A 13,681-nucleotide genomic window follows, 5' to 3' on the forward strand; every position below is an offset into this window, starting at 1 on the left:
CGACTTATGCCTATATAATAATTATGAAGTGCCCTCGGCGATAGCTGGTGTCATCACACCTCAGACCCGAAACCGCTCGTCATCGGGCGGGTTTAACTCTGCTCCACCGCTTATAAACTCAGTACCTCCGGACGTAGGTCTTGCTCTCCACTACCCTCCCGTTCTCAAGGCGCATGACGTCCAACCTTTCGAAGCCAACGGTTTCTCTCTTGTAGGCGATTAGATAATCGATGAATTCCTTCATCCCATAGCGGGTTATGGAGTCCTTCACGTACTTGTGCTCGTAGAGCAGTACGAGCTTGTCCCTGTGCTCCCCCAGCCAGTCCTTCAGCTTTTCCCTCTCCGCCTTGGAGCGTGAGAGCGGGTTGACTATGAGGTACACCTCAAAGTCGTCGCTCTCGAAGGGAGAGCCTATGTAGACGTCACCGTCGACCTGGAACGGCAGATACTCAGCAAGTATGCGCCTCCCTGCCTTTCCCCATGCGCTCAGGTATATTCTCGCAAGTCTCTTCCCGTCGCCGGTAATTAAAACCGCTCCCGAATTTAATTCGGCTATTTTCTTCAGCATGGTCATCACAAAAAACTTTTACTCCAAGGTTAAAATTCTTTCTCAAATTTTCGGCCTCCTGGGAACCATAAAGTATATATTGCGCTTTACGGGTATACCTTTGAAAACTCGCGGGGTGTTAGCATGAAGAAGCTGTTTAGCTTGTTTTTAATTGGCCTCTTGGCTCTCGGTGTAGTGGCCAGTGGCTGCATTTCTCCAGGTGAAAAGGAATCCACCAAGGGCGCCATTGCCATCGTTTACGACGTTGGTGGCAGGGGTGACCTGAGCTTCAACGACATGGCCTACCTCGGAGCGTCCAAGGCCGCAAAGGACTTCAACCTGGACCTGGTTGAACTTCAGAGCAACAGCGAGGACGACTACGTCAAGAACCTTGAGACCCTCGCAAGCCAGAAGAAGTACCTCGTTATCATAGCCGTCGGCTTCATGATGACCGACGCCGTCAAGCAGGTTGCCGACGAGTACCCCGACCAGAAGTTCGCCATCATCGATGGTTACATCCCTGACAAGGACAACGTCATGAGCATCCTGTTCAAGGAGAACGAAGGTTCTGCCCTTGCCGGTGCACTCGCTGGCCTTATAGCGGCCAACGACGGCAAGGACAAGGTTGGAATCGTCCTCGGTATGGAGATACCGGTTCTCTACAAGTTCGAGGCCGGCTACCGCTTCGGTGTCAAGTGGGCCGAGGACTACTACAAGCAGAAGACCGGAAAGGACGTCAGCATAGACGTCATCTACCAGTACACAGGAACCTTCAACGACGCTGCCAAGGGTAAGGCGGCCGCCAGGGCCCAGCTCGCCCAGGGCGCGTGGGTTATCTACCAGGTCGCCGGTGGAACCGGTCTCGGTGTCTTCGACGCCGTTTCAGAGGTTCTCGACTCCCAGGGCAAGAAGATGGGTCCGCCCTTCGCCATCGGTGTTGACTCAGCCCAGGACTGGATCAAGCCAGGCGTTATCATAGCCAGCATGATGAAGCGCGTTGACGTCGGTGTCTACACCGCAGTTAAGGATGCCGTTGAGGGCAACTTCAAGGGCGGTATCGTCGAGCTCGGCCTCAAGGAGGGCGGTGTCGGCATAAGCAGCGTTGACGACGTTATGGCCATGTTCGACTCGCTCCCGGAGGACACCCAGAAGCAGAAGCTCAAGGACCTCGGCTTCAACAGCAAGGACGAACTCAAGAAGTACCTCGAGGACACCAGGGCTCAGGTTCCGGCCTGGATATGGGAAGCCGTGAATGATCTTGAGGGCAAGATCAAGACCGGCACCATCAAGGTCCCGGCTCCGATGGACAAGGAAGGCATAGAGAAGGTTCGCGCCGCCAAGACCTGGCAGGAAATGATGGAGCTCGCCAAGTGAGCTCTTAACCCCTTTCTTTTCTCCACTTAAAAAGGGGGTGCTGCAATGGAGAGGACACCGATAATCGAGATGAAGGGAATCGTCAAGGTGTATCCGGACGGCACTAAGGCCCTCAAGGGCGTTGACCTTACCGTGTATAAAGGCGAGATTTTGGGTCTCCTCGGTGAGAACGGCGCCGGAAAGACCACCCTCATGAAGGTCCTTTTCGGCATGCTTCATCCGACTTCGGGTAAAATCTTCATAAGGGGCGAGGAGGTCAGGTTCAAGAGCCCCTCCGATGCCATCGCTCACGGCATCGGTATGGTTCATCAGCATTTCACGCTCGTTGAGGTTTTCGATGCCCTCCACAACATAATCCTGGGCATGGAGGGCCATGGACTGTTTTCAAAGATTGATGTTGATAAGGCCACCGAGAAGCTTCAGGAGCTCATGGAGGATCTGAACTTCAAGGTCCCCCTGGACGTTCCGGTGGAGGACCTGCCCGTTGGAGTCCAGCAGAGGATTGAAATCCTCAAGATGCTCTTCAGGGACGTTGACGTCCTCATACTCGACGAGCCGACGGCGGTACTGACGCCCCTCGAGGTCGAGGAGCTCTTCGCCGTTCTCAAGAAGCTGAAGGCCGAGGGGAAGACGATAATCTTCATCAGCCACAAGCTCAACGAGGTCATGGAGCTCACCGACCGTGTCACCGTCATCAGGAAGGGCGAGGTCATAGGAACCGTCAACACGAGTGAGGCAACGCCGCAGCTACTCGCGAGGATGATGGTTGGAAGGGACGTGGTTCTCAGGATACAGAAGCCGCCCAAGGAGCCCGGGGAGCCTATACTTGAGATCAAGGACCTCTGGGTCAAGGGTGACAGGGGCGAGGATGCCGTTAGGGGGCTGTCCTTCGAGGTAAGGGCCGGCGAGATATTCGGAATAGCCGGCGTCGAGGGCAACGGTCAGACGGAACTCATCGAGGCCATAACCGGACTGAGGAGGCCTGAGAAAGGTCATGTGATCTTGAATGGGACGGAGATAACTGGTAGAAGCCCGAAGGAACTCTACGAGGCGGGAATGGCTCACATCCCAGAGGACAGAACCCACATGGGACTGATACTCAACATGACCGTCACGGAGAACGCGATACTCGGTCTCCAGTGGATGAGAGAGTTCCAGCGCTGGAAGGGAACGATAGACTGGAACAAGGCCAGGGAGCACACCGGACGGCTCATAGAGGAGTTCGAGATAGTTGCCCCCGGTGTTGACGCCCCGGTCAAGAGCCTCAGCGGCGGCAACCAGCAGAAGCTCATCGTTGCCAGGGAGGTCAGCAAGAAGCCCGTGCTCATAGTGGCTTCCCAGCCCACGAGGGGTGTTGACGTCGCCTCAACCGAATACATCAGGAACTACCTCGTGAAGCTCAGAAACGAAGGCAAAGCCGTTCTCCTCGTCTCGGCAGACCTCGACGAAGTTGTCCAGCTCAGCGACAGGATGGGAATAATCTACGAGGGCGAGTTCATGGGCATTGTGAAGCCCGAAGAGGTCACCACGGAAGAGATCGGTATGATGATGGGAGGTATCCGCTATGAAGAAATCAGGAAGTGAGCTCCTCAAATCCTTGAACGTTCGTCCGTTCATCGAGAGCCTTATAGCCATATTCGTCGGTTTCCTCATAGGTGCAATAGTCCTCCTGGCTTTCGGCTACAACCCCTTCGAGGCCTACTACTGGCTCTTCCAGGGCGCCCTCGGAAGCACCTACGGAATAGCCTCGACCCTCAGATACGCAACCCCGATAATGCTCACGGCACTGACCTTCGCGATAGGCACCAGGACGGGAATATTCAACATAGGTGCTGAGGGCTCCTTCTACTTCGGCGCCATAGCGGCGGTGATATTCACCAACGTCTGGGACAACATGCTCTTCGGCCTCGTCATGGGCATGCTCCTCGGAGCACTCTGGGCGCTTCCGGCGGCGGTTCTCAAGGTCTACCGCGGCGTCCACGAGGTCATATCCACGATAATGCTCAACTGGATAGGCTGGTTCTTCGTGCTCTGGCTCATAGTCGGGCCATACGCCAACCCCAACGACCCCAACAAGACCATCAGAATCCCGGTGGCAGCTAGACTCCCCGAAATCGGCTACGGCCTTTCAATAGCCATCATAATTGCGGTAATCGCCGCACTGCTGACGTACTTCCTGCTCTGGCACACGACCATGGGATTTGGAATGCGCGCCAGCGGAATGAACGAGAAAGCCGCACGCTACGCCGGAATGAACCCGAAGATGGCCGTCATGTGGTCGTTCCTCATCGGTGGCCTGCTCAGCGGACTGGGTGGTGCCATGAAGATAATGGGTGAGGGGCCAACCTATGCCATCAGCCAGGGAGGAGCGAACATCTACGGCTTCGGTTTCGACGGTATCGGTGTCGCTCTGGTCGGCAGGAACCATCCGCTTGGAATCATCCTCGCGGCAATATTCTTCGGAATGCTCCGCGCTGGAACTGCACTGATGCAGGCGCAGGCACAGGTTCCGCTCGAAATCATCAAGGTCATACAGGGAATCATAGTCATAACCGTTGCCATCCCGAGCCTGTACGACCTGATTAGGAAAGCCATCCACAGGGGGGCTGCCCAATGAACGTTGGTGACGTCCTCACTATACTGTTCACCTCCCTCATGGCCATGGTGCCGATAGTGCTCACCAGCGTTGGTGCCGCCTGGAGCGAGCGCGCCGGTGTGGTCAGCATCGGCTACGAGGGCGTTCTCCTGATGAGCGCCTTCTTCGGCGCGATATTCGCCGAGCTTGCGCACAACGCCGTCGTTGGCCTCATCGGCGGAATACTCATAGGCGTCCTGCTCGGAATGCTCCACGGTGCCCTCACCGTCTACCTCAAGGGCGACCACGTCATCCCGGGTATAGGCATCAACCTGCTCGCCATGGGTGTGGTTCCCTTCGGCATACTGGCCTACTGGGGAACCGCCGGACAGCACCAGCTTCCTCAGGATGCCCAGATGTGGCACTGGAAAACGCCCTACGGCGAGCTGAGTCCAATGGTCTTGGTGACCGTAGCGATAGCCATCGTAACCTGGTGGGTGCTCTTCAAGACCCCGCTCGGTCTGCGCGTCCGCTCCGTCGGTGAGAACCCGGAGGCCGCCGATGCGCTGGGTATAAACGTCGAGAAGTACAGGTTCTGGTCAACGGTCTACGGACACGCCCTGGCTGGACTCGGCGGAGCCTTCATGAGCGTCGACTGGCTCGGGCTGGTTCACAAGACGATGTCCGGAGGCAGGGGTTTCATAGCGCTGGCCAACATGGTCTTCAGCGGCTGGAACCCGCTGGTCTCGCTGATAGGCGGCTGGCTCTTTGGATTCTTCGACGCCCTCGCCACATGGCTGGCACCGAAGCACATAATCCCCGGGCAGTTCATCCTCATGCTGCCCTACATAATGACCATCATCATCGTGGCGGGAATCATCGGCAAGGCCAGGCCGCCGAAGTGGGACGGAAGGCCCTACAAGAGGGAGTGATCTCCCTTTTCTCCCCCTTTTGAATTTTGCAAAAAAGAAAAGCGTCACTTCTTGAGAACTACGCCCAACGCCGTCCCCAGAACGATTCCAACCACGAGGGAGACCGCAACGTAGCGGCTCACGTCGGTCTTCGTCGCAGGCCCTTCCTCAGGCGCCTTTCCTCCGAGGGCCCGGATTATCGCGGCACTGTTCTCCCTGAGAACTTCGGTATACGGTTCGTCCTTCCAGAAGACCCTTATCTCGGCGGCCGGCTTCCCACTCTTGGCGGACAGCTCCCTCGCCGCGTCCTTGAGCTGGTCGGGGCTGTCCACGGCGTAGACCACAACGTCTGCCTTGGCCGCGGTGGGAACGAGCTCATCCACACCTATGGCCGGCACCTCTTCCTCCGGCTTTATCGAGGCGATTGCTTTGATTCCGAGCCATTCCAGGGCGTACTGGTCGGGGGGCATCTGGATCACCGCGGTGTGGTTCCCATCAACGAGGACGCGATATGCCTCCATTATCGTCCTCACCCTCACCTCGAAGTCCCGGTATCCCTCCAGATATGTCTCGGCGTTGAGGGGGTCTGCTTTCTCCAGGGCTTTTTCGGTGGCCCTTGCGATCGCCAGCGCGTTCGTGGGGTCGAGCCAGACGCCGTGGGGATTGTCCTTGTTCCCGTACCAGTACTCCGGGAGATACCTGAAGCCCTCGCGTTTGTAATCCTCAAGAAAGAGCGTCTCACCCGTTACGGTGCCCTCCGCCTTCAGCTCGGCTATCTTCTTCTCCACCGGGAGATGGCCGCCAGTCGTCACGATGACGCTTGCCTTCCTCAGGAGCTCTATCTGGCTCGCCGTGAGCTGGTATTCGTGAGGGTCAGCGCCTGGTGGGATCAGGTAGACCACATTCACCGAATCACCGAACGCATCCTGAACTATTGCCGCCAGCGGGGCTATGCTGACCACGACGAGAGGTTTCTCACTCGCCGCGCCTGCGAACGGTGCGATCATGCCGGTGATGAGAATCATGATTACCAGTAACCTCTTCATTTTCGGTCACCCTAATTCGGTTCGTCCTTCGATTTTAAAAGCTGTCGGAAGGCTCGTGCAGGAGAGGCTTAGAATGGGGGTAAAAAAGTAGCTCAGCCGTTGGTCTCTCCCTGAGGGGCGTTTTCAGTTTCCCCTTTTCCGTTCCCGTTGCTCTTGATGTGGGGCTTGCCGATGGCTATCGTGAACCCCTTGAAGCTGTCGTCCTTCCTGTTGAACTCTATCGCCAGTGGAAGGCCGTTGTCCTCGTTGAAGACTATGCGCACTATCCTCGCCCGCGAGTGGTCGTTCAGGTAGTCCTCCTTGAGGTCGTCGTAGTCTTCGAGAACCCTGTCTATGCTGTCGCTGTGCATGTCGTAGATTTCCCTAGCGTAAACGCTGTGATTCTTGATCTCCTCGACCTTTTTCTCCTTATTCAAACTATCACTTCCCGGACTTCATCATGCCCTGCGCCAGGCACCCTCCCGGAATTTAAAAACCTTCCTTCTTTCAGCCATGCGGAGAGCTTCCTCAAGCTTGCCCTTCGGAACCTCCATGCCGTGAAGCTCCTTGAACAGCTCGATGATTTCATCCGTGGTTAAAGCATCCCTCTCCTCGAAGAGGTTGCCGACGAGGTTTATCATATCCTCGACGAAGTTCCACGGGAAGACTATCCAGGCCCAGTCGATTTCCTCGCCGTAGTAGTCCGGCTTGAAGCGCGAGCCCTTTATGGTGAGGAGCGTCGCGACCTTTATCTCAGCCGGCTTCTGTCCCTCGACGTAGTTCTTCGCTAGCGTTAGGCTCTCGCCGGTGTCGCTGATGTCGTCCACTATGAGAACCTTCTTGCCGCCCAGGTCGTAGTTGCTTCCGTACTTGAGCCTGGCCTTTCCGTCAGGGGTCGCCGTAACGCCCCAGTGCTCGACCTTGAGGCTGACGAGGTCTTTGACTCCTAGGTAGTCGCAGTAGAGCCTTGCAGCAACCCAGCCGCCCCTCGCGAGGCCGACTATAACGTCCGGCCTCCATCCGTCCTCCAGAACCTTCCAGGCACCTTCCTTTGCCCATCTTTCTATGTCGTCCCAAGAAGCGAGATAAGCCGGAAACTTCTTCATTGCATTTCCCTTAACGGAGCAAGGGGAAGGTTATATTTAAGCGTTACGCTCTGGGATTTGACTGGAAGATGGCAAAAGAGGGTGGGAAAATCAGAGCCTGGCCCGCTTCCATATCGTTCCCTGGGGCGTGTCCTCAAGCTGGATGCCCATCTCCCTGAGCTCGGCCCTTATCTTGTCGGCCAGGGCAAAGTTGCGCTCCTTTCTGAGCTGGGCGCGGACGTCTATCAGCAGCTGAATGAGCGCCTTCTCCTCGCCGGCCCTCTGCTCCCTGAAGTAGTCCTCGAAGATGCCGAAGACCTCGCTGACTATTCTGAAGAACTCCATCGCCTTGCGGAGGATGCTCTCCTTCGGCTTCTCAACCTTCGTCAGATACCTGTTGACGGCGTTGCTGGCCTCGAAGACTGCCTTCATGGCTTCAGCGGTATTGAAGTCGTCGTCCATCGCCTCGTAGAACTTCTCCCTCGCGTTCCTTATCGCCTCGTAGGTCTCGAACTCCTCCTGACCCCACTTGAAGGAAATCTCCGCCCTCTCCATGGCCACGCGGATGTTCTCGAGGGTGTTGTAGAGCCTCTCGAGGTTGTTCTTGGCGTGCTCCATGCCCTCCTCCGTGTAGTCGAGCGGTGAACGGTAGTGCCTCTGGAGGACGAAGAGCCTGATAACCTCCGGGTCGTAGCGTTCGAGCATCTCCCTTATCGTCACGAAGTTGCCGAGGCTCTTGCTCATCTTCTCGCCGTTCACCATCAGGAAGCCGGTGTGGAGCCAGTAGCGAACCCACTGCTGTCCAGTGCATGCCTCCGTCTGGGCTATCTCGTTCTCGTGGTGCGGGAATATTAGGTCGTTGCCGCCCCCGTGGATGTCGAAGCTCTCGCCGAGGTACTTGGTGCTCATCGTGGAGCACTCTATGTGCCAGCCCGGTCTTCCCTCGCCCCACGGGCTTTCCCATTTCGGCTCTCCTGGCTTGGCCTTCTTCCAGAGGGCGAAGTCTTCCGGGTTCTTCTTGCCCTCGCCGGGCTCGACGCGAGCGCCTTTCCTGAGTTCCTCGAGCTTTATCCCGCTCAGCTTTCCGTAGTCCTTAAACCTCTGGACTTCGAAGTAAACGCCGTCGCTTCCCTCGTAGGCGTAACCCTTCTCCTCCAGTTTCTTCACGAAGTCTATGATGTCCTCGATGTGCTCGGTAACGCGGGGATAGATGTCGGCCGGCTTGACCTTGAGAGCTTTCATGTCTTCGAGGAAGTAGCGGAGGAACCTCTCGGCCAGCTCCTTCGGGTCCTCACCGGTCTCGTTGGCTCTCCGGATTATCTTGTCGTCTATGTCCGTGAAGTTCATCACCAGGAGAACCGTGTAACCGCGGTGCTCCAGGTATCTCCGGATAACGTCGAAGGCTATGTATGTCCTGGCGTGACCGAGATGAGTGTAATCGTAAACCGTCGGCCCACAGACGTACATCCTGACCTCGCCTTCTCTAATGGGCTTGAACTCCTCCTTCTGCTTCGTCAGGGTGTTGTACACTCTTATGGCCATCTTCTCACCACCGGGGGAACTTTGCAAAGCCCTTTTATTAGGTTATCGCCTTCGCTCTGGGCAGATTTGGGCATGGCTTTCGATTGTTTCCGAACCCTTTGCCGCCCCCGTGCCTCGGCAAAAGCTTAAAAACCGACCCCTTCAATCGGGGTTAGAGCAGTGAAAGGAGGTTACGATGATGAAGGTTCAGAAGGGAGACGTCATAAGGCTCCACTACACCGGAAAGGTCAAGGAGACCGGTGAGATATTCGACACCACCTTTGAGGATGTCGCCAAGGAAGCGGGCATATACTCGGAGAAGGGAATCTACGGTCCGGTTCCGATAGCCGTTGGAGCGGGCCACGTCCTCGGAGGCCTCGACGAGCAGCTCGAGGGGCTCGAGGTCGGGGAGAAGTACGAGATAATAGTCCCGCCCGAGAAGGGCTTCGGAAAGCGCGACCCCAAGCTCATAAAGACCTTCACCCTCGGACAGTTCAGGAGGCAGGGCATCTACCCGTTCCCTGGAATGCCGGTTGAGATAGAGACCGAGAGTGGAAGGAAGCTCAAGGGCAAGGTCATGACCGTCAGCGGAGGTAGAGTAAGGGTTGACTTCAACCACCCCTACGCGGGCAAGCACCTCGTCTACGAGGTCGAGATAGTTGAGAAGATCGAAGACCCGATTGAGAAGGTCAAGGCCCTCATAGAGCTCCGCATGCCGATGGTCGACACCGAGAAGGTCATCATTGAGGTCGGCGAGAAGGACGTTACCGTTGACTTCGGCCAGCTCCTCAACGAGGTCGACAAGAACACCCTCGTCCTCGGCGAGATACTCCTCGAGAGCGACCTCAAGTTCATAGGCTACGAGGAGGTTACCTTCAAGCCCTCTGTCGACGAGCTCCTCAAGCCGCCCGAGGAGGAGAAGGAGGTCGTGGAGCTCGAGGAAGAGGTCAGCGAGCCCCTCGTGGAGAAGGCTGAGGAGAAGGAAGAGGCAGAGGAGAAGCCTGAAGAGGTCAAAGAAGAGCCCGAGGCCGAGAAGGTCGAGGAGAAGCCGGAAGAAGTCACCGAGGAGAAGACCGAAGAACCGAAGGAGACCAAGGAGGCAGGAGAGGCTGAGAAGGAGAAGAAGCCCAAGAGGAAGACCACCAGGAAGAGCACCAAGGGCAGGAAGACCAGGAGAACGACGACCAAGAAAACCACCAGCAAGAAGAAGGCCAAGGCGGCCGAGGAAGCCGGTGAGAAGAAGGAGGAGTGAAAGGCTTTTATTCTCCTCCCCCAACTTTTCTCCATGAGGCTCAAGAGGAACCCCTGGGTTCTGTATGTTGCATTGATGCCCTTCATCCTCATCGTCCGCTACAGTGGGGGCGGAATTTTCCGGTGGGCAGGCTACAACTTCATCTTCTACTTCGCCGCGCCCCTGCTCCTCGCGAGGCTCTTTGGATTTAAGCCCGCTGAACTGGGAGTGCAGATTGGAAAGAAAGATGGCTACAAATGGGCGCTGATACTGTTTCTGCTGACGATTCCCCTGAGCCTCTACGGCGCAAACGTACCCTCTATGAAGGAATACTACCCGATATTCGAGTACTCCGGCTGGGGCGATTTCTTCCTCAAGGAGCTGGCCGTTGGGGTGATAATGTTCTCCCACGAGGCGTTCTACCGCGGGATTATTCTCTTTCCGCTGGCCAGGAAGAACGAATGGCTTGGCATACTAGCACAGGACATCCCCTACACGCTCGTGCACATCGGTAAGCCGGGAATAGAGGTTCCATACTCGTTCGTGGCGGGGATAATCTTCGCCAAGCTCGACCTCAAGAGCGAGAGCTTCATCCCCAGTTTTCTGCTCCATTGGTTCGGGTCGGTTCTCTTCGACCTGCTCTGCGTTCTCCTCTGAGCGAAAGCCCTATTTAGTAGGAGGTAGAAACCCATCCTATGTTCGGCTCCGAGGTGTACACCGACCGCCGCTACTGGGAGATAGACCTGCTCCGTGGCATCGGAATAACGATGATGGTGGTCTCCAACTTCGTCACGGACCTGTGGCTGTTCCTTGGATACTCCTCCCACAGGACTTTCTGGATGGCGTTTGCCGTCACCACCGCCACGGTATTCGTCTTCGCCTCGGGCCTCTCCATGTGGATAAGCTACTCCAGAACGCTGGAGAAAACTCCGAGACCGTACGGGAAGTACCTCAGGCGCTTTTTCAAGCTCTTCGGCCTTGGGCTGCTGATTACTGCCACCACGTATTCACTGGGGATAACCATACATTTTGGAATCCTCCATCTCCTCGCGGTCGCCACCCTTCTCGGAATGTTTTTCCACAGGTTCGGGCGTCTTAACGCTCTCTGGGCGGCGTTCTTTATCCTCGGATACCTCGTCCTTAGAAACTTCCACGATGGCCTCTGGCTTCTGCCGATTGGAATCATGCCGGAGAACTACTTCGCCCCCGATTACTTCCCGATATTCCCCTGGTTCGGGGTCTTCCTCCTCGGGATGACTGCCGGGAGCGTTTTCTATCCGGACGGGAGGAGAAAAAAGGAGATAGCCCTTCCATCGAATCCGCTGGTTCACTTCGTTGCCTTCGCCGGAAGGCACACTCTCCTGATTTACGTGATTCACCAGCCGATCCTCGTGGCCCTGCTGAGGCTCATTTACGGTCCTCTTCCCGGTCTTCCGGTTTAGATATCCTCGCCGTCCCGTAGCCGACGAAGAGCACCTTGTCCGGGTCCAACGCTCTTAGAACTTCCGGCCTGTGAGTGATTATGAGAGCAGTTATGCCCGCTTCCCTTATTATCTCCGCAACCTTCTTGGCCACCCTCATTGCAGTGAGCGTATCTAGGTGGGCCGCGAACTCGTCCATCAGGAGGAGGTTGGGCTTCTCGGCCAAAAGCGAGGCTATCTTTGCCCTCTCCTTCTGTCCGGTGCTCAGCTCAGAGAACTTGGCCCGATACAGCACAGCATCACTTAGCCCTGCCCTGTTGAGTATCTCCACCGCGGCGTTTATGTCCCTGATCTTCCGGTAAACGTGCTCCAGTATGCTCTCGGAGCCGAAGTTAGGCTCGAACTCGCCGGGTATCAGGACCGAGACCTTTACGTTCTCCGGAACCTCTATCTCCCCACCGGTGGGCCTGAACCTCTCCTCCCACCACCCGTTGGCGGCTCCAAGGATCAGCCTCAGGAGAGTCGTCTTTCCTGCCCCGCTCGCACCTACGACCGCTATCAGCTCCCCGGGCTCTACCTCGAAGTTGAGGTTCCTCAGGACGGGTCTCTGAATGACGCGGTGTCTCACGCCAAAGGCCATTAGAAGTTCCTGAATCTCCTCCGGCAATCCTTTAATGTCGAGCTCGCTCTCGAAGACCTTGCTCACGTTGATGAACCTTATCGGCCCGCTCAGAGGCTCAACCTTCCCGTAGCTGGGCTTCCACAGCCTCCCGCCCTCCGGCGCGTGGGGGTCCTCCCTCAGAAACCTCTCGATATACTCCTTCGCCTCCTCTGTCAGCGGATAGAAGAGAACCGGCCTTCCACTGGCGGTCTCCCAGAGGAACTTGAAGCCGACCTTCTCGAAGAAGGGGTTGTAGCGGGCCATCTGGGCTATGGTCTCGACGAGGTGCTTTCTCTTCCTCATCTCGGGGATTCTTCTCTCGGCGACCCACTCAAGGGCGGATTTAACGCTCAGCTGACCGAGGCCGTCGGAGCGGTAGTCGGGGTGAACGACAACCCTAGCAATCCTCGCCCCAGCGGTGTTGGTCTCTGCTAAAGCCCTCCACTTGGCCTCTTCCCAGAGGTACGAGCGGGCGATTCTCCTCTTGTATTTCCGTTTGAGCTCGTCGTAGAGCTCCTCCATGATCTTCTCGGGCCAGAAGGCCGGATGGAACCAGTCCTCTGGAAATACCTTTTCGCGGATGTTTCTCTCGACATCGCCGTTGGGCAGTCTGCGGTGCATGAGGGGTATAGGGGGATCAATGCGGACGTAGCTCAGGATTCTCGGCTCGTACTCCTCCCTCTCCACCAGTTCGATTATGAGGAACCTCGAAGCGGGCGTCGAGCCCTTTATCTCAAGTATGTGCACTTCCTCGCTTCCGCAGACGGGGCAGGCTTCCCTCGTGTTCGCCTCGAAGATGTGTCCGTTCTCGCAGCGCCATAGGGCGACCTTCTCCTTCTGGCTGGCGTAGTGGTATTGCTCAAGCTCCGCTATGGCTTCAAAATCGCTCTCATATTTAGCTTCTCTCGCCCTGAGCCTGTAGGTGTAGAGGAGCTCTCCGGTGAGCGGTGAGTAGCGCTTTGCCTCAAGCTCCCTCTCCCAGAGGGGCCAGACCGGAATTTTATCCCCACCGTAGAACTTCCAGAGCCGGTAATCATCGAAGTCAAGGACTTTGATCCCGTTTCTCTCCTTCGGCTCGTTGAGAACCTCTATCTCCACCTCGTCGCCCGTCAAAAACCACTGGGCCACGGTGCCGGTCATGTAGAGCCTGAGCCTCTCCCCACTGCTCTCGACCTCAAGGATTCCAAACCAGCGGTGTTTGAAGCGCGGGATTTCGCTCCCGACAACCTTCCCGCGTATCATCATGAGAACCACCCCCATGAATTCGTCGCGAAAGGTTATAACATTACCTCACAACCTTTTTATTTCTAAACTTCAACGTTAAGATGGT

Annotated in this window: 13 protein-coding genes; 7 read left to right on the forward strand and 6 right to left on the reverse strand. The window is 56.6% G+C overall.

Annotation, left to right across the window (positions count from 1 at the left end):
• Positions 1–118 precede the first annotated feature (118 nt).
• On the reverse strand, positions 119–568 hold the full coding sequence (locus CDI07_RS03615; RefSeq protein ID WP_088180305.1) for a hypothetical protein: 450 nt from the start codon (positions 566–568) through the stop codon (positions 119–121).
• Between the two features lie 123 nt (positions 569–691).
• On the opposite strand from CDI07_RS03615, the gene CDI07_RS03620 reads away from it, so the two are divergent.
• Genes CDI07_RS03620 through CDI07_RS03635 form a run of 4 tightly spaced genes read left to right on the forward strand, consistent with a single transcriptional unit; the run spans position 692 to position 5,428 of the window.
• Positions 692–1,921, forward strand: a complete 1,230-nt coding sequence (locus CDI07_RS03620) for a BMP family protein (protein WP_088180306.1) — start codon at positions 692–694, stop codon at positions 1,919–1,921.
• Positions 1,922–1,966: 45 nt separating this feature from the next.
• Positions 1,967–3,505 (forward strand): ABC transporter ATP-binding protein, encoded by a 1,539-nt coding sequence (locus CDI07_RS03625; protein ID WP_088180307.1) that lies wholly within the window; start codon positions 1,967–1,969, stop codon positions 3,503–3,505.
• The gene (locus tag CDI07_RS03630; protein WP_088180308.1) at positions 3,486–4,538 is read left to right on the forward strand and encodes an ABC transporter permease; all 1,053 of its coding nucleotides are present in this window, start codon (positions 3,486–3,488) and stop codon (positions 4,536–4,538) included. Before CDI07_RS03625 ends, CDI07_RS03630 begins: the two co-directional genes overlap by 20 nt.
• Positions 4,535–5,428: an ABC transporter permease gene (locus tag CDI07_RS03635; protein ID WP_088180309.1), complete on the forward strand. Its 894-nt coding sequence runs from the start codon at positions 4,535–4,537 to the stop codon at positions 5,426–5,428. Before CDI07_RS03630 ends, CDI07_RS03635 begins: the two co-directional genes overlap by 4 nt.
• Positions 5,429–5,472: 44 nt before the next feature.
• On the opposite strand, the gene CDI07_RS03640 is transcribed toward CDI07_RS03635, so the two are convergent.
• The 4 genes from CDI07_RS03640 to cysS form a co-directional block, all read right to left on the reverse strand.
• A complete protein-coding gene (locus CDI07_RS03640) occupies positions 5,473–6,453 on the reverse strand; it encodes a metal ABC transporter solute-binding protein, Zn/Mn family (RefSeq protein WP_088180310.1) in 981 nt (326 codons plus the stop codon).
• 92 nt (positions 6,454–6,545) lie between these two features.
• Positions 6,546–6,869 carry a hypothetical protein gene (locus tag CDI07_RS03645; RefSeq protein WP_088180311.1) on the reverse strand — a complete coding sequence of 108 codons (324 nt, stop codon included), beginning with the start codon at positions 6,867–6,869 and terminating at the stop codon, positions 6,546–6,548.
• Between the two features lie 21 nt (positions 6,870–6,890).
• Entirely contained in the window at positions 6,891–7,538 is a 648-nt protein-coding gene (locus CDI07_RS03650; RefSeq protein ID WP_088180312.1) for a phosphoribosyltransferase, read from the reverse strand.
• Between the two features lie 90 nt (positions 7,539–7,628).
• Positions 7,629–9,059 carry a cysteine--tRNA ligase gene (gene cysS / locus CDI07_RS03655; protein WP_088180313.1) on the reverse strand — a complete coding sequence of 477 codons (1,431 nt, stop codon included), beginning with the start codon at positions 9,057–9,059 and terminating at the stop codon, positions 7,629–7,631.
• A 178-nt stretch (positions 9,060–9,237) separates the two neighbouring features.
• Here cysS and CDI07_RS03660 point away from each other — a divergent pair, with 178 nt between their 5' ends.
• From CDI07_RS03660 to CDI07_RS03670, 3 genes are read left to right on the forward strand one after another with little or no spacing between them, the layout of a single operon-like run.
• A complete protein-coding gene (locus tag CDI07_RS03660) occupies positions 9,238–10,290 on the forward strand; it encodes a peptidylprolyl isomerase (RefSeq protein WP_394335165.1) in 1,053 nt (350 codons plus the stop codon).
• Between the two features lie 33 nt (positions 10,291–10,323).
• Positions 10,324–10,926 carry a CPBP family archaeomyxosortase MrtA gene (gene mrtA, locus CDI07_RS03665; protein ID WP_088180315.1) on the forward strand — a complete coding sequence of 201 codons (603 nt, stop codon included), beginning with the start codon at positions 10,324–10,326 and terminating at the stop codon, positions 10,924–10,926.
• Between the two features lie 38 nt (positions 10,927–10,964).
• A complete protein-coding gene (locus CDI07_RS03670; protein ID WP_088180316.1) occupies positions 10,965–11,711 on the forward strand; it encodes a heparan-alpha-glucosaminide N-acetyltransferase in 747 nt (248 codons plus the stop codon).
• Here the strand turns inward: CDI07_RS03670 and CDI07_RS03675 are convergent.
• The gene (locus CDI07_RS03675; RefSeq protein WP_088180317.1) at positions 11,677–13,596 is read right to left on the reverse strand and encodes a GNAT family N-acetyltransferase; all 1,920 of its coding nucleotides are present in this window, start codon (positions 13,594–13,596) and stop codon (positions 11,677–11,679) included. The genes CDI07_RS03670 and CDI07_RS03675 overlap by 35 nt on opposite strands.
• Positions 13,597–13,681: the final 85 nt, after the last annotated feature.

The sequence above is a fragment of the Thermococcus sp. 5-4 genome (genome assembly GCF_002197185.1).
GTDB classification, from domain to species: Archaea; Methanobacteriota_B; Thermococci; order Thermococcales; family Thermococcaceae; genus Thermococcus; species Thermococcus radiotolerans.

Coding starts and splice junctions, on each gene's coding strand:
- CDI07_RS03615 (WP_088180305.1), bottom strand. CDS start 568: ATGCTGAAGAAAATAGCCGAATTAAATTCGGGAGCGGTTTTAATTACC.
- CDI07_RS03620 (WP_088180306.1), top strand. CDS start 692: ATGAAGAAGCTGTTTAGCTTGTTTTTAATTGGCCTCTTGGCTCTCGGT.
- CDI07_RS03625 (WP_088180307.1), top strand. CDS start 1,967: ATGGAGAGGACACCGATAATCGAGATGAAGGGAATCGTCAAGGTGTAT.
- CDI07_RS03630 (WP_088180308.1), top strand. CDS start 3,486: ATGAAGAAATCAGGAAGTGAGCTCCTCAAATCCTTGAACGTTCGTCCG.
- CDI07_RS03635 (WP_088180309.1), top strand. CDS start 4,535: ATGAACGTTGGTGACGTCCTCACTATACTGTTCACCTCCCTCATGGCC.
- CDI07_RS03640 (WP_088180310.1), bottom strand. CDS start 6,453: ATGAAGAGGTTACTGGTAATCATGATTCTCATCACCGGCATGATCGCA.
- CDI07_RS03650 (WP_088180312.1), bottom strand. CDS start 7,538: ATGAAGAAGTTTCCGGCTTATCTCGCTTCTTGGGACGACATAGAAAGA.
- cysS (WP_088180313.1), bottom strand. CDS start 9,059: ATGGCCATAAGAGTGTACAACACCCTGACGAAGCAGAAGGAGGAGTTC.
- CDI07_RS03660 (WP_394335165.1), top strand. CDS start 9,238: ATGAAGGTTCAGAAGGGAGACGTCATAAGGCTCCACTACACCGGAAAG.
- mrtA (WP_088180315.1), top strand. CDS start 10,324: ATGAGGCTCAAGAGGAACCCCTGGGTTCTGTATGTTGCATTGATGCCC.
- CDI07_RS03670 (WP_088180316.1), top strand. CDS start 10,965: ATGTTCGGCTCCGAGGTGTACACCGACCGCCGCTACTGGGAGATAGAC.
- CDI07_RS03675 (WP_088180317.1), bottom strand. CDS start 13,596: ATGATGATACGCGGGAAGGTTGTCGGGAGCGAAATCCCGCGCTTCAAA.